This window comes from Altererythrobacter chaiwopuensis, from assembly GCF_054957735.1.
The window spans coordinates 180,558-201,748 of sequence record NZ_JBTXJF010000002.1; the positions used below are offsets into that span (position 1 = coordinate 180,558).

General features: G+C 62.5%; 19 protein-coding genes. 13 read left to right on the forward strand and 6 right to left on the reverse strand.

Annotated elements, in window-relative coordinates:
• Nucleotides 1-138: 138 nt before the first annotated feature.
• Genes ACX3VQ_RS10200 through ACX3VQ_RS10210 form a run of 3 tightly spaced genes read right to left on the reverse strand, consistent with a single transcriptional unit; the run spans nt 139 to nt 4,025 of the window.
• Nucleotides 139-528: a YdbL family probable chaperone protein gene (locus tag ACX3VQ_RS10200; RefSeq protein WP_462572887.1), complete on the reverse strand. Its 390-nt coding sequence runs from the start codon at nt 526-528 to the stop codon at nt 139-141.
• 15 nt (nt 529-543) lie between these two features.
• The gene (locus tag ACX3VQ_RS10205; protein ID WP_462580949.1) at nt 544-786 is read right to left on the reverse strand and encodes a YnbE family lipoprotein; all 243 of its coding nucleotides are present in this window, start codon (nt 784-786) and stop codon (nt 544-546) included.
• Between the two features lie 11 nt (nt 787-797).
• Entirely contained in the window at nt 798-4,025 is a 3,228-nt protein-coding gene (locus ACX3VQ_RS10210; RefSeq protein ID WP_462580951.1) for an intermembrane phospholipid transport protein YdbH family protein, read from the reverse strand.
• A gap of 26 nt (nt 4,026-4,051) precedes the next feature.
• On the opposite strand from ACX3VQ_RS10210, the gene radC reads away from it, so the two are divergent.
• The 9 genes from radC (at nt 4,052) to ACX3VQ_RS10255 (ending at nt 12,763) form a co-directional block, all read left to right on the forward strand.
• Nucleotides 4,052-4,810: a RadC family protein gene (gene radC / locus ACX3VQ_RS10215; RefSeq protein WP_462580952.1), complete on the forward strand. Its 759-nt coding sequence runs from the start codon at nt 4,052-4,054 to the stop codon at nt 4,808-4,810.
• 116 nt (nt 4,811-4,926) lie between these two features.
• Nucleotides 4,927-6,240: an adenylosuccinate lyase gene (gene purB, locus ACX3VQ_RS10220; protein WP_462572881.1), complete on the forward strand. Its 1,314-nt coding sequence runs from the start codon at nt 4,927-4,929 to the stop codon at nt 6,238-6,240.
• A gap of 79 nt (nt 6,241-6,319) precedes the next feature.
• Complete coding sequence (locus ACX3VQ_RS10225; protein WP_462580953.1) at nt 6,320-6,652, forward strand: DUF1049 domain-containing protein; 333 nt, start codon at nt 6,320-6,322, stop codon at nt 6,650-6,652.
• Nucleotides 6,652-7,326 carry an orotidine-5'-phosphate decarboxylase gene (pyrF, locus tag ACX3VQ_RS10230; RefSeq protein WP_462580954.1) on the forward strand — a complete coding sequence of 225 codons (675 nt, stop codon included), beginning with the start codon at nt 6,652-6,654 and terminating at the stop codon, nt 7,324-7,326. The genes ACX3VQ_RS10225 and pyrF overlap by 1 nt, the downstream gene beginning before the upstream one ends.
• Before the next feature lie 8 nt (nt 7,327-7,334).
• A complete protein-coding gene (locus ACX3VQ_RS10235) occupies nt 7,335-7,967 on the forward strand; it encodes a phosphoribosylanthranilate isomerase (protein WP_462580956.1) in 633 nt (210 codons plus the stop codon).
• The gene (gene trpB / locus ACX3VQ_RS10240; RefSeq protein WP_462580957.1) at nt 7,964-9,178 is read left to right on the forward strand and encodes a tryptophan synthase subunit beta; all 1,215 of its coding nucleotides are present in this window, start codon (nt 7,964-7,966) and stop codon (nt 9,176-9,178) included. The genes ACX3VQ_RS10235 and trpB overlap by 4 nt, the downstream gene beginning before the upstream one ends.
• A 570-nt stretch (nt 9,179-9,748) precedes the next feature.
• Nucleotides 9,749-10,552, forward strand: a complete 804-nt coding sequence (trpA, locus tag ACX3VQ_RS10245) for a tryptophan synthase subunit alpha (RefSeq protein WP_462580959.1) — start codon at nt 9,749-9,751, stop codon at nt 10,550-10,552.
• Entirely contained in the window at nt 10,549-11,397 is an 849-nt protein-coding gene (accD, locus tag ACX3VQ_RS10250; RefSeq protein WP_462580961.1) for an acetyl-CoA carboxylase, carboxyltransferase subunit beta, read from the forward strand. The genes trpA and accD overlap by 4 nt, the downstream gene beginning before the upstream one ends.
• A 115-nt stretch (nt 11,398-11,512) precedes the next feature.
• The gene (locus ACX3VQ_RS10255) at nt 11,513-12,763 is read left to right on the forward strand and encodes a bifunctional folylpolyglutamate synthase/dihydrofolate synthase (RefSeq protein ID WP_462580963.1); all 1,251 of its coding nucleotides are present in this window, start codon (nt 11,513-11,515) and stop codon (nt 12,761-12,763) included.
• On the opposite strand, the gene ACX3VQ_RS10260 is transcribed toward ACX3VQ_RS10255, so the two are convergent.
• Entirely contained in the window at nt 12,760-14,085 is a 1,326-nt protein-coding gene (locus ACX3VQ_RS10260; protein ID WP_462580965.1) for an AmpG family muropeptide MFS transporter, read from the reverse strand. The two genes, ACX3VQ_RS10255 and ACX3VQ_RS10260, sit on opposite strands and share 4 nt — an antisense overlap.
• A gap of 72 nt (nt 14,086-14,157) precedes the next feature.
• Between ACX3VQ_RS10260 and ACX3VQ_RS10265 the strand changes: the two genes are divergently transcribed.
• From ACX3VQ_RS10265 to ACX3VQ_RS10280, 4 genes are read left to right on the forward strand one after another with little or no spacing between them, the layout of a single operon-like run.
• The gene (locus ACX3VQ_RS10265; RefSeq protein ID WP_462580966.1) at nt 14,158-15,330 is read left to right on the forward strand and encodes an aromatic ring-hydroxylating oxygenase subunit alpha; all 1,173 of its coding nucleotides are present in this window, start codon (nt 14,158-14,160) and stop codon (nt 15,328-15,330) included.
• An 18-nt stretch (nt 15,331-15,348) separates the two neighbouring features.
• Nucleotides 15,349-16,113 carry a pseudouridine synthase gene (locus ACX3VQ_RS10270; RefSeq protein ID WP_462572869.1) on the forward strand — a complete coding sequence of 255 codons (765 nt, stop codon included), beginning with the start codon at nt 15,349-15,351 and terminating at the stop codon, nt 16,111-16,113.
• Nucleotides 16,110-16,655 (forward strand): 16S rRNA (guanine(966)-N(2))-methyltransferase RsmD, encoded by a 546-nt coding sequence (gene rsmD / locus ACX3VQ_RS10275; protein WP_462580968.1) that lies wholly within the window; start codon nt 16,110-16,112, stop codon nt 16,653-16,655. The genes ACX3VQ_RS10270 and rsmD overlap by 4 nt, the downstream gene beginning before the upstream one ends.
• 43 nt (nt 16,656-16,698) lie before the next feature.
• Nucleotides 16,699-19,008, forward strand: coding sequence for an ATP-dependent helicase (locus ACX3VQ_RS10280; protein ID WP_462580969.1), 2,310 nt, complete (start codon nt 16,699-16,701; stop codon nt 19,006-19,008).
• A 29-nt stretch (nt 19,009-19,037) separates the two neighbouring features.
• On the opposite strand, the gene ACX3VQ_RS10285 is transcribed toward ACX3VQ_RS10280, so the two are convergent.
• Both ACX3VQ_RS10285 and ACX3VQ_RS10290 read right to left on the reverse strand, forming a co-directional pair.
• Complete coding sequence (locus ACX3VQ_RS10285; RefSeq protein WP_462580970.1) at nt 19,038-20,453, reverse strand: DEAD/DEAH box helicase; 1,416 nt, start codon at nt 20,451-20,453, stop codon at nt 19,038-19,040.
• Nucleotides 20,454-20,591: 138 nt separating this feature from the next.
• Nucleotides 20,592-21,167, reverse strand: coding sequence for a hypothetical protein (locus ACX3VQ_RS10290; protein WP_462580971.1), 576 nt, complete (start codon nt 21,165-21,167; stop codon nt 20,592-20,594).
• Nucleotides 21,168-21,191: the final 24 nt, after the last annotated feature.

Genomic DNA, 21,191 nt, shown 5'->3' on the forward strand with positions numbered 1-21,191 from the left:
GCCTCCGATTATTGGAACGCACAGCACGGGCAGAGGTGCCCGCCGAGGGCGCCGCCCCCTTAGGCGGGGGGCATGGGCGAGTCAACCGGTGGAAGGGGGTTCTTGAGTGCGAATTGACCGGGCAGCTTGGCCCGCCGCTCAGGGGCAACGAGCGTCACGCTGCGGCGGGGCATCGGTGCGGGTCTGCCACACGCCGCCCGGTGCCTGGTACTTTTCCCCCGGCACGGTCTTCATGATCAGCTGACATCCGGTGGAAAAGGCGTATTCTTCCAGCGTCACATTGTTCTCTTGCGCCCTCTCGGAATAGACAGCGCGGCGCTTGATATTGATGTCACTGACCAGCCGGCGGAGTTCGGGCGTTTCCGCCACGACGATGCCGAGATAGCCGTCCATTTTCTCGCCGATCTGGCCCGAGGAACGCGCTTCGGCATAGGCCGGATCACGCTGTGCCTGAACCGGCGCGGCAGCCACGCCCAGCGTCAGCGCGGCCAGCACGCCCGAAATGGCTATATTGCGCAACCTATTCATCCTGTTTGCCTTCCTTCAGAAGATATCTGCATTCTCTTCGATCGTCTCGGCCGCATCTTCGGCGAGCATATAAACCACTTCCTGCCGGATATTTATGTTCAGCTCGATCACGATCGGCTTGTCAGGCGTCTCAACGTTGATGCACCCTCCGATCATCGCGACTGGTGCCAGCAGTGCTCCGGCCTTGAGCCACGCCCATCGATGATGCCTTGCCCCGCGCATGGGCACGGTTGTGGCATCGCCTTCAAATGCGGTCAATTTCGCATGTGTCATCGCATGCTCTCGCTTTCTTCTGTCTGAATGGGCTGTTTTTCACCGGAAAGCTCCGGCGTGTCTGAAGCTGTATCGGGTTCGTCCTTTGCATCCTGCGGGCGCACCAGACGGCCGCCAGCCACGTCGAGCAACCCCAGGTCGCGCGGATCGCGTATGAAGGCCGGATCGTAGGTTGCTTTGAGGCTGGTGATCAGCTGATAGAACGGCGCGCGGATATTGACGCGGAATCGGATCGGAAGCTTGGCAATCCGGCGGGTAATGAAGTTCTGGTTCGCACCCTGCCCCTGCCTGACGCCGTCAAAATTCACCTGCGTCACGATCTCGCCCGTCAGCGGGCCGTTCATTTCCACCATCATCTGGTTGAAATCGAGCGAGCGCAGCGACTGGAAGGCGAAATTGGCGATTGCGCCAGTGTCTTCATAGGTCAGTTCGCCAATGTACGACAGATTGCCGCCTGGTGGCCGCGAGATCAGCAAGCCGTTCACGATTTCGCCATTGCCCATCTCGTCAAACACCAGCGGCACGGTGCCGTCGAAAATACCGGTCGCATTGAGATTGCCCATCTCCATCGCGGCCATGAATTGCGCCGCGTCGGCGCCGACGATCTCGATCACATAGCTGCGCTGCTCGGCCGCAGCGAGGTTGAGCTCGATCGGGCGCAAGATCATCGTACCGCCGAAGAATGGCCAGCGCCCGCCGCGAACCGAAACGAAGGTCGTATCGCGCACAGCGAAATCGAGCACCCCGTCGAACACTTCGACACCGGGGTTGATCGCGCCAATGTTGAGCCGCTGAGGCCCGGCAGTGGTGAGGTTGAGCAGATCGCTGAATTCAACCGTGCCCGAAACGCTCTCAACCGGGCCGAAAGCCGCAGCGAAATCGAAATCCCTGGTTGAGAAAGTGCCATTGCTGGTAACCCCGTCCGCGTTCCAGTCGATCCTGCCATCGCCCGCAATTGTCCCATCCGCCAGCGCGATGACACCATCGGCCAAAATGGTCAGCTCGCTTGGTTGCAGCCGCTTGTCGAACACCAGGCCGGGCACGGAAAGGTCGGCATGGCCGGTACCGCTGGCAAGATCGTGGCGCAATGTGACATCGGTGACCTCGCGGCTGCTGCCAGGGTGTTCAAGCCTGGCCTGCGCCGCAATCGTATCATCGCGCAGGGTGAGCAAGGCACCGCGACCGCGCAGCGGGTAGAAACGTGGCTCGGCCTGCCGGTCGCTCAGCGTGAAACTTGCTTCAGCCAGCGTCAGCACGCCGCCCTCATAGCGCCACTCGCCCGCACCCTTCGAGAGGTCGAGCGGTACCGCTGCCAGCTTTCCCGAAACGCCGCTGAAGGTGCCTGCCATGCCGCCTGCCGATGATGATCGGATTTTGTCCGCAAGAAGTTCGCTGCGCGAATCCCCCTCGCCCAGCGTCGCGGCGATCTTGCGCGCCATAAGCCCTTCTGCAGAGGTAAATTCCAGCTCGCCCACTCCAATCGAGAGCGCACCTTCGCCGAGCTGCCCTTGCAGCGCCAGCCCTTCGGTTCGCGCGGAAATCAGGGTGCTTTTCCCTGTGGTCCGCACGATCGCGCCACCGGCAGCTGGGCAAAATCCGACGTTCTGCCGCTCGAGCGTGAGGTCAGAAAGCGCAAGCTTGCCGATCGTCACCTGCACGCACCGCTGCCATAGCGCCAGCTCCCCGACATGCGACAGCTGGCCGGTTACCGGCACTACCAACCCCTCGGCAAAGCCGCCCGGTATGGCACCGCTGGCAGCGAGGAGGCCGTCGATTTTCCAGTCGCCTGCTGCGTTCTGCGCCAGGTTCAGGCGCGGCAGGGCGAGGCTGCTGGAGCCGCTGCTATAGGGCTCCATCCGCAGGCGCAGGGTGGTGCCGCTGCCTTCGCCTGCTTCCATTCGCCCGTGAATCTGTGGCAGGCCTTCGCCGCCGGTAGCGAAATTACCGGCCAGGCGCGGCGCGGCGTCCCCGCGCGAACTGTATTGCAATTGCGAGGCGGCCAGCAGGCTGTCGCCGCGCGAATCGCGCAGACGCGCTGTTGGCGCCACTATGGTGAAGCCGTCATTTGACTGGCGGTAAGTCAGTTCGCTCTTGAACGTGCTGCCCGGCAAAGCCGCGCCTAGCCGCCGCGCGAATTGATCCAGCAACGGCTCCGCTAGCGTTCCTGTGCTGGCCTTACGCCAATCTTCGAGCGACGCCTCGAAGCCCGCACCAAGCCGCGGGTCATTAGCATCGATGGCTGCGTCGATCTCGAGTCGCCCATCCTTCGCCCGCATTCGCGCGGCGCCGCGTGCTTGAAGCCCGGCAAGAGATAGTGCGGGCGACGAAACCCTGCCCGCGCCGAGCCGATAGCGCGCATTGGCAAGCCCGTCGCGCCAGTCGAGATCGGCTGAGCCCTTGATTCCGGGGCTGCGCAGGTCCCCAGCCTGAATGGCACCGCTATTCAGCGCAAGCTTGGCCGCAAGCCCGGCAAGGTCACGATCACCGGTCAGTTCCAGCGCGATTTCGATCTGGTCGACGGTGGTTTCATTATCGGAACAGGCGGCCCTTTCCACTTGCAAGGGCCCATTAAAGCGCGGCTGCCCCCGCGCTACGGAGATTCGCCCGGCCAGGCGTGCATTGGCGATCTCGCAGCCGCCCAATTCAAGCTTCGGGCCTGCTGCTGCCAGGATGCCGCTGAATCCGTGGTTGAGCCGCCCCTCCCCTTCGGCCTTGGCGCCGATCACACCATGGTCGGTGAAGATACGCGCCCGTCCGTCAACAATTTTCAGGCGCCAGCCGGGCAAGCTGACCGGCTCTTCGCTTTCGATCTCGAGCAGCGGATCGAGCGCGCCAAGGCTCAGCCGTCCATCCTTGTAGCTCGCACGCAGCCGTGGGCGGATCAGCGTAATAGAGCCAATCCCCGGACCGGTAAAGCCGACGACGGGCACCACCTCTACCCGTTCGATCGACAGGTCGGGCCGGGCCGGGTCGCCAATGGAGAAATTACGCAGCACCTGCCGCGTTGGGCCGATCGAATCGATCTCGTAGCTCGCATCGATGCCCAGGCGTTCGAGCTCGGATTCGACGAGATTGCCCACAATGGTCTCGCGCGAGTGCCATGTCAGTATGCTCGAGACCACCAGCAGGAAGATCAACACGAGCAGGAACTGCCAACGGCGGCGGCGCGGCCAGTAGCGCCGCGATCTGGCTGTGTTCTCCGGGATTTCTTCGGCATCCGCCATTGGTGCGCACTCTTGCGCCTTTCGCGATGCGAAGGCAATGCTGTGATCAATGGGTCGTAGCGGGGGCAATCTTGCCGCAAGCTGAAGAAACTGCTGGCAAACATTCAGGGCAAAGGCATTCGGGCCTTGGCCATCGCGCCCGCTTGCGCGAAAGGCTGATCAGCGGCGGTACAGAGGCGCTGGCCGATTACGAACTGCTCGAATATCTGTTGTTTGCCGCGATCAGGCAGGGTGACACCAAGCCAGTGGCCAAGGCCTTGCTCAAGCGATTCGGATCATTGGCCGGCGTGCTCAATGCCGATCCCGCCGCGCTGCAACAGGTAGAAGGCATCGGCGAAACCAGCGCGGCCGCGCTCAAGAGCGTGGCGGTGGCGGCGCGGCGCATGGCGCGCAGCGAAGTGCAGGGCAAGCCGGTGCTGGGTAGCTGGCAGTCATTGCTCGATTACCTCGCGATCGACATGGCGCACCTCACCGTCGAGCGTGTGCGCGTGCTCTATCTTGATGCGCGCAACCGGCTGGTCGACGATCATCATGTCGGCGATGGCTCGATCGACGAAGCCGCGATCCACCCGCGCGAGGTGATCCGCCGGGCGATGGACCTGGGTGCCAGCGCACTGATCCTGGTCCACAATCACCCCAGCGGCAGCCCCGAGCCGAGCCGCGCCGACATCCAGATCACCGCCCGCATCGCCGAGGCGGGGCGGCTGCTGGGCATCACCGTGCACGATCACGTGATCATCGGGCGCGAAGGCCATGTGTCGCTGAGATCAAAAGGGCTGATCTAGAGCAGTTTCCGCTCGAGACGGGGAAATTGCCATGGTGCCGGGCGCGCAACCCTTGCATTGCAGCGCCACTCGGCATAGCCGCCGCCCCAGTTCAGATTGCCACGCCGGAGTTTTCGATGGTCCCCCGCTACGCCCGCCCCGCCATGACTGCGATCTGGGAACCAGAGGCGCGCTATCGCATCTGGTTCGAGATCGAGGCGCACGCCACCCAGAAGCTTGCCGAGCTGGGGGTTGTGCCGGAAAGCGCGGCCAGGGCATTGTGGGACTGGTGGGCAACCAATCCCGCCATCGATGTTGCCGCGATCGACGCCAAGGAAGCCGTGCTCAAGCATGATGTGATCGCCTTCCTCGATTGGGTGGCTGAGCAGGTCGGGCCCGAAGCGCGCTTCATGCACCAGGGCATGACTTCGAGCGATGTGCTCGACACGACGCTGGCGGTTCAGCTCAGCCGTGCAAGCGATATCCTGCTTGATGACATGGACGCGCTGCTCGCCGCGATCCGCCGACGTGCCGAGGAGCATAAATATACCCCCACGATCGGGCGCAGCCACGGCATCCATGCCGAACCGACCACATTCGGGCTCAAGCTGGCGCAGGCCTATGCCGAGTTTGACCGCTGCCGCACGCGGCTGGCGAATGCGCGCACCGAAATCGCCACCTGCGCCATTTCAGGTGCGGTTGGCACCTTCGCCAATATCGATCCACAGGTGGAGGAATATGTCGCAGCGCAGCTTGGCCTTGCTGCAGAACCGGTTTCGACCCAGGTTATCCCGCGTGATCGCCACGCGATGTATTTCTCGACGCTGGCCGTCATCGCCAGCTCGATCGAACGGCTCGCGGTCGAAATCCGCCACCTGCAGCGCACCGAAGTACTGGAGGCGGAGGAATATTTTTCGCCCGGCCAGAAGGGCTCAAGCGCGATGCCGCACAAGCGCAACCCGATCCTGACCGAAAACCTCACCGGTCAGGCGCGCATGATCCGCAGCTATGCCCTGCCCGCACTGGAGAATGTAGCACTGTGGCACGAGCGCGATATCTCGCACTCTTCGGTCGAGCGCTTCATCGGGCCGGACGCCACGATCACGCTTGATTTCGCGCTCGCGCGCCTCACGGGGGTGGTCGACAAGCTGCTGGTTTACCCCGAACGGATGCAGAAGAATCTCGACCGGATGGGGGGCCTTGTCCATTCGCAGCGAGTCATGCTTGCGCTCACGCAGGCCGGCCTAACGCGCGACAACGCCTATCGCCTGGTTCAGCGCAACGCGATGAAGGTCTGGGAATCGGACGGTTCATTATCGCTGCTTGAACTGCTCAAGGCCGATGCGGAAGTAACCGCGGCGATGAGCGGCACGGAACTCGAGGAGAAGTTCAACCTGGACTACCACTTCAAGCATGTCGACACGGTTTTCGAGCGGGTGTTTGGTGGCTGACTGCTTGGCAGAAGCGCTGCCTAGACTCTGCCGAGAAAAGCCTTAGGCTCATCCATGAGCGCTTGCAGGGAGAAGACTTATGCAGATTGTGCGCACGATAATCTGGGTGCTGATCCTGTTCGGATTGCTGCTGTTTTCCATCTTCAACTGGGACCCGGTCGAGGTGCGCCTGTGGAACAATCTGGTGCTGGAAACCAAGGTTCCGGTGCTGGTGATCGTGGCCTTCATACTGGGCCTGCTGCCGATGTGGCTCTATCACCGCACTTCGCGCTGGAATCTGCACCGGCGGATCAGCTCGCTTGAGAACGCCGTGCGGTCGAACGCACTGAGCACCCGCCACAATCCGCCGCCCACTGGCTCGGTGGGCGAAGGCACACAAGCTGACGACACGTTGAAACCCGGCGACATCTGATGGGCAACCCGGTTTACCTCGCGCTGGACGTGCCGCAGATCGATGCGGCCAAGGATCTGGTTTCAAAGATCAAGTCGCACATCGGCGGGGTCAAGCTGGGGCTGGAGTTCTTCTGCGCGCACGGGCACCACGGGGTGCATGAAATCGCACATCTGGGCCTTCCCATTTTCCTCGACCTCAAGCTGCATGACATTCCCAACACCGTGGCCGGCGCGATGCAGGCCATCCACGTACTGGAGCCTGCGATCGTCACCGTCCATGCCGGCGGCGGGCGGGCGATGATGGAAGATGCCAAGGCCGCTGCTTCAAATGGCACCAAGGTGGTTGCCGTCACCATGCTCACCAGCCTTGATGAGCGCGATATGGCGCGCACGGGCATAGGCGGCAGCGCGCATGACCAGGTGCTGCGCCTGACAGAGCTGGCGCATGATGCCGGACTCGACGGGATTGTGTGTTCGGGCCACGAGCTGAAGGCCGTTCACAAGCAATGGAAGGACGGTTTCTTCGTCGTTCCGGGCTTGCGCCCGGGCGGGAAGGCGACGGGTGACCAGAAGCGCGTCGTCACCCCGCGCCAGGCCCGTGATGACGGGGCCAGCGTGCTGGTTATAGGGCGTCCGATCAGCCGCGCGGAAGATCCGCTTGCAGCTGCAAGGGCGATAGAGGCGACGCTTTAAGGCAAGGCATGGGCGTGAAAATCAAGATCTGCGGGCTTTCGACCCCCGAGACGGTGGAAGCTGCCATCGCAGCGGGCGCAACGCATATCGGGCTCAATCTGTATGAGCCAAGCCCACGCTATGTCCCGCTCGGCACGGCTGCGGAGCTGTGCGAGCTGGCGCGAGGACGAATCAAGGTGGTGATGCTGCTGGTTAACGCCGATCCTGAATTCACCGCACGCGCCATTGCCACGATAAAGCCCGACGCGGTCCAGTTTCATGGCAACGAAACTCCCGAATGGTGCGGGCTCGTACGCGACAGGAGCGGGCTTGAAGTGTGGAAAGCGCTTGGCATGAAGGACGCCGGTACGCTGGAGCGCAGCATGAAGTTCTTCGGCAAGGTTGACCGGCTGTTATTCGATGCCCCGGCCAAGGCCATGCCCGGCGGCACCGGTGAGACATTCTCGTGGGACCTGCTCAAGGGACACCGGCACACGATCGACTGGGCGCTGGCAGGCGGATTGACGCCGGAAAATGTCACCGATGCCATCCGCCAGACTGGTGCGCCGCTGGTCGATACGTCCTCTGGCGTTGAGACCGCGCCCGGCATCAAGGATGTGGACTTGATCCACGCCTTCTGCAAAGCGGCGCAGTTGATATGACTGACATCAAGAATTCCTTCCGTAACCAGCCGGATGAGCGCGGCCATTTCGGCCAGTTTGGCGGGCGTTTTGTCGCCGAAACGCTGATGCCGCTGGTGCTCGATCTGGAGCGGGAATATCGCGCCGCGCAGGCCGATCCCGCGTTTCAGGCCGAGTTTGACGATTTGCTCGAACATTACGTAGGTCGCCCTTCGCCACTCTATTTCGCGCCGCGCCTCACCGAAGCGCTCGGCGGCGCACAAATCTGGTTCAAGCGCGACGAGCTCAACCACACCGGCGCGCACAAGATCAACAATTGCATTGGGCAGATCCTGCTCGCCATGCGCATGGGCAAGACGCGCATCATCGCGGAAACCGGCGCGGGCCAGCACGGGGTGGCCACCGCCACGGTCTGCGCGCGCTTCGGCCTGCCCTGCGTGATCTACATGGGCGCAACCGACGTGGCGCGACAGGCGCCCAATGTGTTCCGCATGAAATTGCTGGGCGCAGAAGTGATCCCCGTCACCAGCGGCGCAGCAACGCTCAAGGACGCGATGAACGAGGGGCTGCGCGACTGGGTCGCCAACGTCCATGACACCTTCTACATCATCGGCACCGCCGCCGGCCCGCACCCCTACCCCGAGATGGTGCGTAATTTCCAGAGCGTGATCGGCAAGGAAGCGCGCGCGCAGATGCTCGACCGGGTGGGCCGCCTGCCCGATTTGCTGGTCGCGGCGATTGGCGGCGGCTCGAATGCATTGGGCCTGTTCCATCCGTTCCTTGATGATGCCGACGTAAAGATGCTGGGCGTCGAGGCGGCGGGCTATGGGCTTGACGGCGATCAGCACGCGGCATCGCTGCTGGGTGGATCGCCCGGAATCCTCCACGGCAACAAGACTTACCTGCTGCAGGACGAAGACGGCCAGATCACCGAAGGCCACTCGATCAGCGCGGGGCTCGACTATCCCGGCATCGGCCCGGAACACGCCTGGCTGAAGGAATCGGGCCGGGTGGAATACACCGCCGTCACCGATGACGAGGCGCTAGACGCTTTCCAGCTGCTCTGCCGCACCGAGGGGATCATTCCCGCGCTCGAGCCCAGCCACGCCATCGCGGCAGTCGCGAAAATCGCGCAGGATATGCCCAAGGACGCGATCATCCTCGCCAATTTGTGCGGTCGCGGCGACAAGGACATTTTCACCGTGGCAGAAAAGCTGGGAGTGGAGATGTGAGCACTAGTCCGGAAATTCCGATCCGTAGGCTGCTAATTGCCGCTTCAATAGCGGCCTTCGGACTCATCCCGGTGCTATGGTTTTATGCTGAGGTCGATGTCGCCTATTACTGGAACTATTGGGAAAGTCAGGGGCGACCCGGTCGGAATACGAAATGGGTCTTGGTGCTCCCTTTAGCGCTTTATTTCGTTTTCTTGGGCTTCTTGGCCAGATGGTCAAAAGGAAAAGGCCAGGATGACTGACCGCCTCTCCTCAGCCTCCCACAAACCCCAAAAGCCCTCTCACCGACAGGAGAGAGGGCTAATGCGCAACGCCACACAATTCGTCATTCCGGACTTGATCCGGAATCCAGGGCGGCTCGAATTGCGCTCTGTAACTCTGGATTCCCGCTTTCGCGGGAATGACGATTGTTGGACTGTCCTACATACCCACATCAATGCCAGAAGACACATATGAGAACCGCATCAAACCTCAGGAACATCGGCGAAAATCGCGACAGCTTGGCGAAACACTTTTCGCCCCCAGGACTGTGTTCCAAGTGTTCCATGCTGTAGGACTTCGCGAGCAAAAATGACCGAATCCAACCGCCTTTCCACCACCTTCGCCGCCCCTCACCCCGCGCTCGTGTGTTTCATAACGGCAGGCGATGGTGACACTGCGGCCAATCTCGACGCGCTGGTCGCGGGCGGCGCGGATGTGATCGAGCTGGGAATGCCCTTCACCGATCCGATGGCCGATGGCCCGGCGATCCAGGCAGCGAATTTACGCAGTCTCGCGAAGGGCACGACGACCGCTGACATTTTCGCCATCGCGACAGCTTTCCGCGCGCGTCACCCGGACACTCCGCTGGTGCTGATGGGCTATGCCAACCCGATGGTGCGGCGCGGGCCGGAATGGTTCGCCGCCGCAGCTGCCGAAGCGGGCGTTGACGGCGTGATCTGCGTGGATATCCCGCCCGAGGAAGATGATGCTTTGGGCCCGATGTTACGCGAATTTGGCATCGCCCCAATCCGCCTCGCCACCCCCACCACCGATGCCGCGCGTCTGCCGCAGGTGCTGAACGGTTCGGCGGGGTTCCTCTATTACGTCTCGGTCGCCGGGATCACCGGCAAGCAGCAGGCCGCAATCGAGTCGATCGAAGCCAATGTTTCCCGCATCAAGCGTTCGACAGACCTGCCCGTTGCGGTCGGCTTTGGCGTGCGCACGCCGCAGCAGGCAGCCGAGATCGCCAGGGTGGCGGACGGTGTGGTGGTTGGCTCCGCTCTCGTCGAACTGGTCGGGGAATTTGGCAAAGATGCCCCGGCCAAGCTAAAGGAGCTGACTTCAGCCCTCGCCAGCGCGGTCCACGCCGCCCGTCAGGAGCAACAGGCATGAACTGGTTCACACGCGTCCGCAAATCCTTCAGCTTCGGCTCGAAGCGCACCAGCGATAAAGACTTGTGGGTCAAATGCCCTTCCTGCGCAGAAATGCTGTTCGAGCAGGAATACCAGGACAATCAGTGGGTCTGCCCGCGCTGCGACCATCATGGCCGGATCGGCGCCGATGCGCGGCTGGCGCTGCTGCTGGACCACGGCTTCGAGATGCTGCCGCAGCCTGAAGTCACCGAAGACCCGCTGAATTTCAAGGACAGCAAGAAATACACTGACCGGCTCAAGCAGGCCCGCGCAAACAATCCGCATGCCGATGCTTTCAGCGTGGGGTCAGGCACGATTGACGGGCGCGCGGCGGTGGTGGGCGTACAGGATTTCGGATTCATGGGCGGATCGATGGGCATGGCGGTGGGCGCGGCCTTCGTCGCCGGGGCGCAAAAGGCACTTGATCGCAAATCCGCTTATGTCGTGGTGACCGCCGCCGGGGGTGCACGCATGCAGGAAGGCATATTGTCGCTGATGCAGATGCCCAAGGCGACAGTGATGACCCGCCGCCTGAAGGAAGCCGGGCTACCCTACATCCTGCTACTTACCGACCCGACAACCGGCGGCGTCACCGCCAGCTATGCCATGCTGGGCGATGTGCATATCGCAGAGCCAGGTGCGCTGATCGGCTTTGCCGGACAGCGCGTGATCCAGGACACGATCCGCGAGAAACTGCCCGAAGGTTTCCAGCGCGCTGAGTATCTGCACGAACACGGCATGGTCGACATGGTGGTACACCGGCGCGACCTCAAGGCAACGCTCGCCACGCTGCTCGGCTATCTCCAGCCGCGCAAGGCGGCGTAAGGAGCTGTGTCATTGCGGGGAGTGAAGCGACGAAGCAATCCATGGAGCTGCGCCTGCCGCAATCTCGATCCATGGATTGCCGCGCGGCTTCGCCGCTCGCAATGACGAGGCTGGCTTGAAAGACTTCGGCAGATCCGATCATCCCGGCGTCCAGGCGCAGCTTGACCGGCTAGCCGCGCTCAGCCTGCCGCAGGGGCGGCTGGGGTTGGATACGATCCGGGCAATGATGGCACAGCTAGGCGATCCGCACAAACGCCTGCCGCCGGTGTTCCATGTCGCGGGGACCAATGGCAAGGGATCGGTCTGCGCCTTCCTGCGCGCGATGCTGGAGGCAGAGGGATACAAGGTTCACACCACCACCAGCCCGCATCTGGTGCGTTACAACGAGCGTATCCGCATTGCTGGCGAGTTGATTTCGGATGAGGCACTGGCGGTGCTGCTCGAGGAAGTACTCGACGCTTGCGAGGACATCGGCCCCAGTTTTTTTGAAGTCACCATCACCGCCGCCTTCCTCGCCTTTGCCCGCGCGCCTGCGGACGCCTGCGTGGTCGAGGTAGGCATGGGTGGCCGCTTCGATGCGACAAATGTTCTGGAGCCGGGCGTGCTTGCAGCCTGCGGGATCGCCGCTCTGGGCATCGACCACGAACGCTTCCTGCTCGCGCCAGAGGAAGGCGCCCCGCAAGAGCCGATGGCGCGCATCGCCTTCGAGAAAGCGGGAATCGCGAAACCGGGCGTGCCGCTGGTGACCATCGCCCAGCCGGAACTGGAAATGACCGCCATTCGGGCTGTAGCGGAACGGGTGGGGGCGCCGGTTATCCTGGCCGACCCCGCACCCGACCTTCCCCTCTCCCTGCCCGGTCCGCACCAGCGCGTGAACGCCGGGCTGGCGGTGGCGATGCTGCGCGCGCAGAACGCGCTGCCGGTGTCCGCCGAGGCGATTGCTAGCGGATTGATGCAGGCCCGCTGGCCCGCACGGTTGCACATGCTCGCGCCCGGTCCGCTTGCCGGTGCACACCCAGATGCCAGGGCGGTGTGGCTCGACGGCGGACACAATCCCTCTGCGGGCGCGATGCTGGGCGCGCATTTCGCAGGACAGAAACTGCACCTTGTGATCGGGATGATCGAAGGCAAGGACCCGGCGGCGCTGACGAGGCCGCTCGCCGCCTCGCTTGCCAGTATCACGGCAGTGCCTGTGCCGGCGCATGATTGCCACCCGCCCGAGGCCTTCGGACCAGAGGCAAAACCGGCACCCGATGTGCCCGCCGCGCTCGCCGCGCTGCCCGATGACGGACTGCCGGTGCTGATCGCAGGCTCGCTCTACCTCGCAGGCGAGGTGTTGCGGCTCAATGGTGAGATGCCGGGCTAGCGTTCTTCGGTGCCGGCGGTGCCCATTGCTGCATCGACCAGCCCTGTTCGCATCATCCACCAGAACAGGGCAATGCCCGGCAGCGCTAGCACCGTGGTGAGCAGGTAGAAATTCACATAGCCCATCCATTCGATCAGCGCGCCCGCCGTGGTGCCGGTGAGCAACCTACCAACGATACTCGCACTCGCAGATATCAGCGCATATTGCGTCGCAGTGAAGCGCAAGTCGCATAGCGCCGAGAAATAAGCCACCACCACTACGCCGCCATAGCCGCTGGCGAAATTCTCGAATCCGATTGCCGCCGCCATGCCGATGTTCGATTGGCCCGCAGCAGCTAGTGCTGCAAAGCTGACGTTCGAGACCGCCATCAGGATCAGCGCGATCAGCACCGAACGCTTGAGGCCCATCCGCGCATAGATGATCCCGCCCACGAATACGCCGATGATCAGCGCCCAGAAGCCTACCCCAACATCGTAAATCGCGATTTCGTCGTTGCTGTAGCCGAGATCGTCAAAAAGCAGGCGGAAGGTAAGATTGGCCAGCGTATCGCCAATCTTGTGGACCAGGATGAACAGCAAGACCATCCAGGCGCCATTGCGACGGAAGAATTCAGCGAAAGGTCCCGCCACCGAATGCCACATTTCGGCCATGCCCTTGCGTTCACCGGGTTCCCTGTGACGCGGCGGTTCGCCCATGATTAGCGCTGTCAGGATGGCTGGGAGAGCAAAGATCGCACAGGCCATATAGGCCGCGCTCCAGCCGTATCGCGCCGCGACGACAAGCGCGAGCGCGCCTGCACCTGCTGCCCCGATGCGCCAGCCATACTGGCTCATGCCCGATCCGGTGCCGAGCTGATAAGGTTTCAATGTCTCGATCCGGTAGGCATCGATCACGATATCGAAAGTCGCTCCCGCCACACCCAGGATCACCGCGCTGGTCGCCGTCCACACAATGTCCCCCTTGGGATCGGCCAGCGCCATATTGACCGTTGCCGCCATCACCAACAGGCCCACCACAATCATCCACGAAACGCGCTGCCCCAGCCGGCCCAGCACGGGAATACGCACCCCGTCGATGACCCAGGCCCAAAGGAACTTGAGGTTGTAGACCAGAAAGGCCAGCGTGAAGGCAGTAATGGTCGATTTCTCGATCCCGTCCTGCGCCAGCCGCGTGGTCAGCGTTGCTGCCAGCAAAGCGAAGGGAAACCCCGACGAGACGCCGAGGAAGAACGCCGCGAGCGACTCTTTCTCGAGGTAGGGCTTGATCGAGTCCCACATGTTCCGGCGCGTGGCCGGGACGGTTTGCCCGAATACCTCACCCATTCCCTAGCGTCCTTCCTGATTTCACCAATTTATGCGACACTAAACGCGGAGAAGAGAGATAGGAACGCCCCGATGAACGAGGCCGACACGAAATCACCACCTTTGCGCCCGACCAAGGGTCAATTGGCCTTGGCCAGAGCGATCGAACGCGGCGAGCAGCGCGCGGAAAGCGGCATCACCCGCGTTCCTGCCAGCGTCTATACCGATCCCGATCACTGGAAGCGCGAGAAAGCCGCGCTGTTCGATCGGCTGCCGCAGGTGCTCTGCCCCAGTGCGGTGCTTCCCGAACCGGGCATGGCTTTGCCGCATGATGCGACCGGGCGCCCGCTGCTGATAACCCGCGATGGCGATGGCGAAGCGCACGTCTTCCTCAATGTCTGCCGCCACCGCGGAACGCGGCTGGTCGAAGGCGATGAGGTGCAATGCGCCAAACGGCTGGTATGCCCCTATCACGCCTGGACCTATCGGCTTGATGGCAAACTGCTCGCGCTGCCCCGGCCGGAGACTTTCCCAGGCATGGACAAGGGCGAATTCGGCCTGGTCGAACTGCCCAGCTGTGAGGCGGGCGGGCTGATCTGGTTCTCACCCGTTGAAGATGCCGATTTTACCCATGCACGCGAGTTGGGGGCGGACATGGACACTTTCGGCACGCGCGACCTCGTGCTGTTCCGGCGCAAGCTTCACACGGTGAAGGGCAATTGGAAGCTGATCATGGATGCTTTCCTGGAAAGTTACCATGTCACCCGCCTGCACGCGCAGACCATCGGCCCGTTTTTCAAGGACGGGGTGACCAGCGGCGACCAGATCGGCCCGCACCAGCGCAGCGCCGTTGGCAGGCTCGAAGAAATGGAAGGTGTCGACCTCACCGATATGGCCGCGCTGCGCAGGGTCGTGACTTTCGCCTACCAGTTGCTTCCGGCCACGGTGATCATCCCCAGCCCCGATTATCTCAACGTGATGGTGCTGATGCCGCAGGCGCATGATTTGACGCTGGTCGAGGATTTCATGCTCATCCCCGAGGCGCCCGCCACCGGCCCGGAAGGTGATAGGGCACGCGGCCATTGGGAACGCAGCTGGGCGCTGCTCGATGGCGGCGTTTTCGCAAGCGAAGACTTCCGCGCCGCCGAGCTGGGCCAGCAAGGCCTTGAAACCGGCGCAATAGACCATCTTACCCTGGGCACACTGGAAGGCGGCATCGACCGTTTCCACCAGATCGTCGATGAGGCGTTGCGCGCAGCCAATTGAACGCCTACTCGGCGGATGATGAAGTCGGAACCACGCCCCGAAGGCGAACGTATTGCAAAATTGCTCGCACGCGCCGGCGTTGCCAGCCGCCGCGAGGTCGAACGCATGATCGCCGATGGGCGTATCGCGATCGACGGATTGATCCTTGAAACGCCGGCTACGATCCTGAAGGATCTCACGGGCGTGACGGTTGATGGCAAGCCGGTTGCGCCGCCCGAGCCCACGCGGCTGTTTGCGTTCCACAAGCCGACCGGCCTGATTACGGCCGAAAGCGACCCCAAGGGGCGCCCCACGATCTATACTGCATTGCGCAATGCCCTGCCGAAAAAAACCCCGCGGCTGATGCCGATCGGTCGGCTCGATCTCAATACCGAGGGGCTGCTGCTGCTGACCAATGACGGCGAGCTCAAGCGTCAGATGGAGCTACCTTCTTCGGGCATCCCGCGCACGTATCGGGCCCGCACCTTCGGTGATGTGACGCAGGAGCAGCTTGAAGAGCTGATCGAAGGGATCACAATCGACGGCATCAATTACGGCAACATCGATGCCAATCTGGAGCGGAGCACAGGGCGCAACCAGTGGGTCGAACTGACCATAACCGAAGGCAAGAACCGTGAAGTGCGCCGGGTGCTCGAACATCTCGGGCTACAAGTCAGCCGCTTGATTCGCACCGCCTATGGTCCGTTCGAGCTGGAAGACCTGCCGCGCGGCGCGGCGCGCGAGATCCGCAGCCACGAACTAGGGCGCTTTCGCAGTCAGATGAAGCGCACATCCGGCCAATGAGAATCATTGCAGGGGATTGGCGCGGGCGAAAATTGATCGCACCGCGGGGAGACGCGACGCGACCAACGGCTGATCGTACCCGCGAAACGCTGTTCAATATGCTCGCCAGCAGGCTGGGCAGCTTTGCAGGACTGCGCGTTGCCGATCTGTTCGCCGGCTCGGGGGCGCTGGGGCTGGAGGCGCTTTCGCGCGGCGCGGCGCATTGCCTGTTTGTTGAACAGGACAAGCCCGCTGTCGATGCCATCCGCGCCAATGTCCTCGCGCTGGACGCCCGCGAGCGCGGCGCGGTGCAGCATGGCTCTGTCATGTCGCTTGGCTCGGCAAAGGAGCCCTATGATCTGATCCTGCTCGATCCGCCCTATCGCACCGGCGCTGCTGCGGTGGCGCTGGACCGGCTGCTGCGGCTCGGCTGGATCGGCCCCGCGACCTGGGTTGCTGTCGAAACTTCGGACAAGGAAAGCGTTGAAGTCAAAGGGCTTCAGATCGCCGCCGATCGCAAGGTCGGCAAAGCGCGGATCACGCTGTTGACCAGCGCCGCGTGAGGCTTGCCCGCTTCGCCAACGTTCTCTACCTGTTCACATAGCGATGCCCGATCCGAACACCCTTCCCCCTGCCCCGAACGGCCGCGATCTGCCGCCCTATGCCGCGCAGCTTAACCCGCCGCAGCGCGAGGCCGTGCTAACGACCGAAGGCCCGGTGCTGATGCTGGCCGGTGCGGGCACTGGCAAGACTGCCGCCCTCACCGCGCGATTGGCGCATCTTGTCGCCACCCGCCGCGCCTGGCCCAGCCAGATCCTGTGCGTCACCTTTACCAACCGGGCGGCGCGCGAAATGCGCGAACGCGTGGGTCGGCATCTGGGGCAAGCGGTCGAGGGCATGCCGTGGCTGGGCACTTTCCACTCGGTCTGCGCCAAGATGCTGCGCCGCCACGCCGAACTGGTGGGGCTGGAAAGCAATTACACCATCATCGACCCTGACGACCAATTGCGCCTGCTCAAGCAGCTCATCACGCAAAACGACCTTGACGAGAAGCGCTGGCCCGCGCGCCAGCTCGCCAGCTTGATCGATCGCTGGAAAAACCGCGGGCTGGGTCCCGGCGATCTCGATGCGGTGGAAAACGAAAGCTACGCCAATGGCCGCGGCAAGCAGTTCTACCAGCTCTATCAGGACCGGCTGAAAGCATTGAACGCCTGCGATTTCGGGGATTTGATGCTGCACATGCTCAACATCTTCCGCACGCACCGCGAAGTGCTGGAGGAATACCAGCAGCGCTTCAAATATATCCTGGTTGACGAATATCAGGACACCAATGCCGTCCAGTACCTGTGGCTGCGGCTGCTGGCGCAGGCGCACAGGAATATCTGCGTTGTGGGTGATGACGACCAGTCGATCTATTCCTGGCGCGGGGCGGAAGTCGCCAATATCCTCAAGTTCGAGAAGGATTTCCCGGGCGCCAAGGTGGTCAAGCTGGAGCAGAACTATCGCTCTACCCCGCATATCCTTGGCGCTGCGTCGGGCCTGATCGCAGCGAATAGCGAGCGGCACGACAAGACGCTGTGGACCGAGCATGACCATGGCGAAAAGCTGCGCGTGATCGGCGTGTGGGACGCGCCCGAGGAAGCGCGCCGCGTGGGGGAGGAAATCGAGCGGCTCGAGCGTGAAGGCGCTGCGTTAGACCGGGTGGCGATCCTGGTGCGCGCGCAATACCAGACGCGAGAATTTGAAGACCGCTTTATCCAGATCGGCCTCAATTACCGGATTGTCGGCGGATTCCGCTTCTATGAGCGCGCCGAAATCCGCGATGCACTGGCCTATCTGCGGGTGATCGCCCAGCCGCAGGACGATCTCGCCTTCGAGCGGATCTACAACCAGCCCAAGCGCGGGCTTGGCGCGAAGACACTCGAAAAGATGCACCTTCATGCGCGGCGCACCGGCATGCCGCTTGCAGCCGCCTCGCTCCAGCTGGCGGACAGCGACGAACTCCCCGCCCGCGCCGCGAACACCATCGGCGCCCTGCTGCGCCAGTTCCTCCACTGGCGCGAACAGTCTGAGCAGGTCACCCCGGCCGAATTGCTGCGTATGGTACTCGATGAATCGGGCTATTCCGCCATGCTGGATGCCGAGAAGACTGCCGAGGCCAAGGGAAGGATCGAAAACCTCTCCGAACTCGCCCGCGCGTTGGAAGAATATGAAACATTGGGCGATTTCCTCGAGCACGTATCACTTGTGATGGACAATGACGCCGCCGATGATGGCGAGAAGGTCACCATCATGACCATGCATGCGGCGAAGGGGCTTGAGTTCGACCATGTCTTCCTGCCCGGCTGGGAAGAAGGCGTGTTCCCATCACAGCGCGCGCTCGATGAGGGCGGGTTGGCGAGCCTCGAGGAGGAGCGCCGCCTGGCCTATGTCGCGATCACCCGCGCACGGCGGCGCTGCACCATCCTGCACGCCGCCAACCGCCGGATATACGGGCAATGGACCAGCAGCATCCCCAGCCGCTTTATCGAGGAGCTGCCCGAAGAGCATTTCGAGCAGGAAACGACACTAATTGGCGGCGCATCGCTGTGGCGCGCCAACTGGACCGAGAGCGAGGATCCCTTCGCGCATGTCAGCCGCGACCGGCCCGAACGATCGTCGCACAGAGGGCCCGGCTGGCAACGCGCGATTTCAACCGGTTATGAGACGAAACAGGTGCGCGTGCGCGAAAACACCCGCTCTGCCGCCAGCTTCGCCGCCAAGCCGCGCAGCGACATCGCTATTGGCCAGCGCGTGTTCCACGAGAAATTCGGCTATGGCACCGTTACCGACCAGGAAGGCAACAGGCTGGAAATCCAGTTCGAGCACAGCGGCACCAAGCGGGTGATCGACAGCTTTGTGAGCGCGGCGGATTAACCCAAATCCGCCGCCCGGGGCAATTCGGGCTAGCCCAGCCCCACATCAAGGAAACCCGGGCGCGGGCCATTCCATTCCCCGGCGGGAACGGCTTGATCGTCTTCATCGCGGGGCTTGCGCGGCGCCCTGGCCTTTTCAACCCTGGCGGGCTTTTCGCGAGCCTCTTTCCTGGGGCGCTTTTTGGGGCGCTCCTCGCGCGCCTCGGCATTGCGTGGCTCATTCTCGCGAGGTTTGTCTTCGCGAGGCTTGTCTTCGCGCTGCTCGGATTTCGCGCGCTGCTGCACGTCAGGCTTGGCTTCGTCTGCCGCAGCCTTGAGCTCTACCCGCACATCTTCCTTGCCAAACACCTTGATCTTGTTGCCGGTCAGTTTTTCGACATTCGCGATGGCTTCGGCATCCTCTTCGGAAACGAAGGTGAACGCACGGCCCAAAGCCCCTGCACGGCCAGTGCGACCAATGCGGTGAACGTAATCGTCTGGATGCCACGGCGTGTCATAGTTGAAGACGTGGGAGACACCTTTGACGTCCAGCCCGCGCGCCGCAACGTCGCTGGCGACGAGAATGTTCACATCACCCGACTTGAACCTTTCAAGCTCCTTGATCCGCGATGACTGGTCCATGTCGCCATGGATTTCGCTGCTGGAAAATCCGCTTTGCTGCAGATACTTGTTTACCTCGCGCACGGTGGTTTTGCGATTGGCAAAGATGATCGCGGTCTCGACGTGGTCGTTCTGTAGCAGCCACCGGAGCGTATCGCGCTTTTGCCGCGACTTAACCGGAACCTTGAATGCGGTGATGTTTACATTGGTCGACGCCGCGCGGCTGACCTCGATCCGTTTCGGGTTATTGAGGAACGTCTTTGCAAGCTTTGCAATCGGCGGCGGCATGGTTGCCGAAAACAGCATGGTCTGGCGCGTTTCGGGAAGTTTGGAGCAAATGAACTCGATGTCGGGAATAAAGCCCATGTCCAGCATCCGGTCCGCTTCGTCGATGACCAGCAGCTCGCATCCACTGAGCAGGATCTTGCCGCGCTCGAACAGGTCCATCAACCGCCCCGGCGTGGCGATCAGCACATCAACCCCGTCGGACAGCGCCTTGAGCTGATCACCCATCTGCACGCCGCCAATGAGCAGTGCCATCTTGAGATCATGGTTTTCGCCGTATTTGACGAAGTTTTCCGCCACCTGGGCGGCAAGCTCGCGGGTAGGCTCAAGAATAAGCGAGCGCGGCATCAGCGCGCGCCGGCGCCCGCTCGCAAGAATATCGATCATGGGAAGCACGAAACTGGCGGTCTTGCCTGTGCCGGTCTGTGCGATCCCGATCAGATCTTTCATCATCAGCACGGCAGGGATAGCCTCTGCCTGGATTGGAGTCGGCTCCGTATACCCGGCAGCTTCAACCACCTTGAGCAATTCAGGAGAAAGGCCGAGATCGGCGAATGTCATGCGTAGATTGTTTTCCGGATAATGGGCGCCAAAAAGGCGCCGGTAATTGAGCGGCCGCGCTTTACTGCGCCGCGCACGCCGCGCCTGTTGCCGAAAACCGGCTCAAAGTCAAGAAATCAAGCGTTATCGGCGCTGGATTCAATCTGACGCAGGCACCAGTTCGCGCAACCGGTCAAGCTCGCAATTCGCACCGGCGCGCGACAGCAATTTGTCGCGATCGACACAGATCTTGCCGTCCTCGTTTCGCTCGAGATAAAAACCGGAATAGAAATCACGCGCGCGGCAGGCTTTCTCCAGCCGCGCACTGACCATCCTGCGGTCACGCAGGAACAACACCAGCCGGTCACCACTGCCGGTTTGGACACCTGTGATATCGTCGATCGCCAGGCATTTGCCCATTTTGCGTTCTTCAAAACGGGTGGGTTGTGGTGGCCGGGGAATTTCAGCCATCAGGCTTTGGCGCGGGGCGCTGCTTCGCGGAACGACGCGGACCGTTATCCGCCGCTCAATCCTGACCTGGTGCGCACTGTCGCGCTGCACAGCCCATTCACCGACCAGCATGTTTCGCACCGCGGCAGAGCGCTGTACCGGCAGTTCGGCCTCGTCCGGGCCGAACCTGGCCGAGTCCTGCAGAACAGGCGAACGAGCCTCTTCCACAGCCCCGAAAGGCAGCAATAGCGCAAGTGGCGCGAAATAGGCGAGCAGGCTGGGCATTATGTGTAGGATCAGGACCCCTGA

Coding starts and splice junctions, on each gene's coding strand:
- ACX3VQ_RS10260 (WP_462580965.1), bottom strand. CDS start 14,085: ATGGGTGAGGTATTCGGGCAAACCGTCCCGGCCACGCGCCGGAACATG.
- ACX3VQ_RS10280 (WP_462580969.1), top strand. CDS start 16,699: ATGCCCGATCCGAACACCCTTCCCCCTGCCCCGAACGGCCGCGATCTG.
- radC (WP_462580952.1), top strand. CDS start 4,052: ATGCGAAGGCAATGCTGTGATCAATGGGTCGTAGCGGGGGCAATCTTG.
- ACX3VQ_RS10265 (WP_462580966.1), top strand. CDS start 14,158: ATGAACGAGGCCGACACGAAATCACCACCTTTGCGCCCGACCAAGGGT.
- pyrF (WP_462580954.1), top strand. CDS start 6,652: ATGGGCAACCCGGTTTACCTCGCGCTGGACGTGCCGCAGATCGATGCG.
- purB (WP_462572881.1), top strand. CDS start 4,927: ATGGTCCCCCGCTACGCCCGCCCCGCCATGACTGCGATCTGGGAACCA.
- ACX3VQ_RS10270 (WP_462572869.1), top strand. CDS start 15,349: ATGAAGTCGGAACCACGCCCCGAAGGCGAACGTATTGCAAAATTGCTC.
- ACX3VQ_RS10285 (WP_462580970.1), bottom strand. CDS start 20,453: ATGACATTCGCCGATCTCGGCCTTTCTCCTGAATTGCTCAAGGTGGTT.
- ACX3VQ_RS10235 (WP_462580956.1), top strand. CDS start 7,335: ATGGGCGTGAAAATCAAGATCTGCGGGCTTTCGACCCCCGAGACGGTG.
- ACX3VQ_RS10210 (WP_462580951.1), bottom strand. CDS start 4,025: ATGGCGGATGCCGAAGAAATCCCGGAGAACACAGCCAGATCGCGGCGC.
- trpB (WP_462580957.1), top strand. CDS start 7,964: ATGACTGACATCAAGAATTCCTTCCGTAACCAGCCGGATGAGCGCGGC.
- ACX3VQ_RS10200 (WP_462572887.1), bottom strand. CDS start 528: ATGAATAGGTTGCGCAATATAGCCATTTCGGGCGTGCTGGCCGCGCTG.
- rsmD (WP_462580968.1), top strand. CDS start 16,110: ATGAGAATCATTGCAGGGGATTGGCGCGGGCGAAAATTGATCGCACCG.
- ACX3VQ_RS10225 (WP_462580953.1), top strand. CDS start 6,320: ATGCAGATTGTGCGCACGATAATCTGGGTGCTGATCCTGTTCGGATTG.
- trpA (WP_462580959.1), top strand. CDS start 9,749: ATGACCGAATCCAACCGCCTTTCCACCACCTTCGCCGCCCCTCACCCC.
- ACX3VQ_RS10290 (WP_462580971.1), bottom strand. CDS start 21,167: ATGCCCAGCCTGCTCGCCTATTTCGCGCCACTTGCGCTATTGCTGCCT.
- accD (WP_462580961.1), top strand. CDS start 10,549: ATGAACTGGTTCACACGCGTCCGCAAATCCTTCAGCTTCGGCTCGAAG.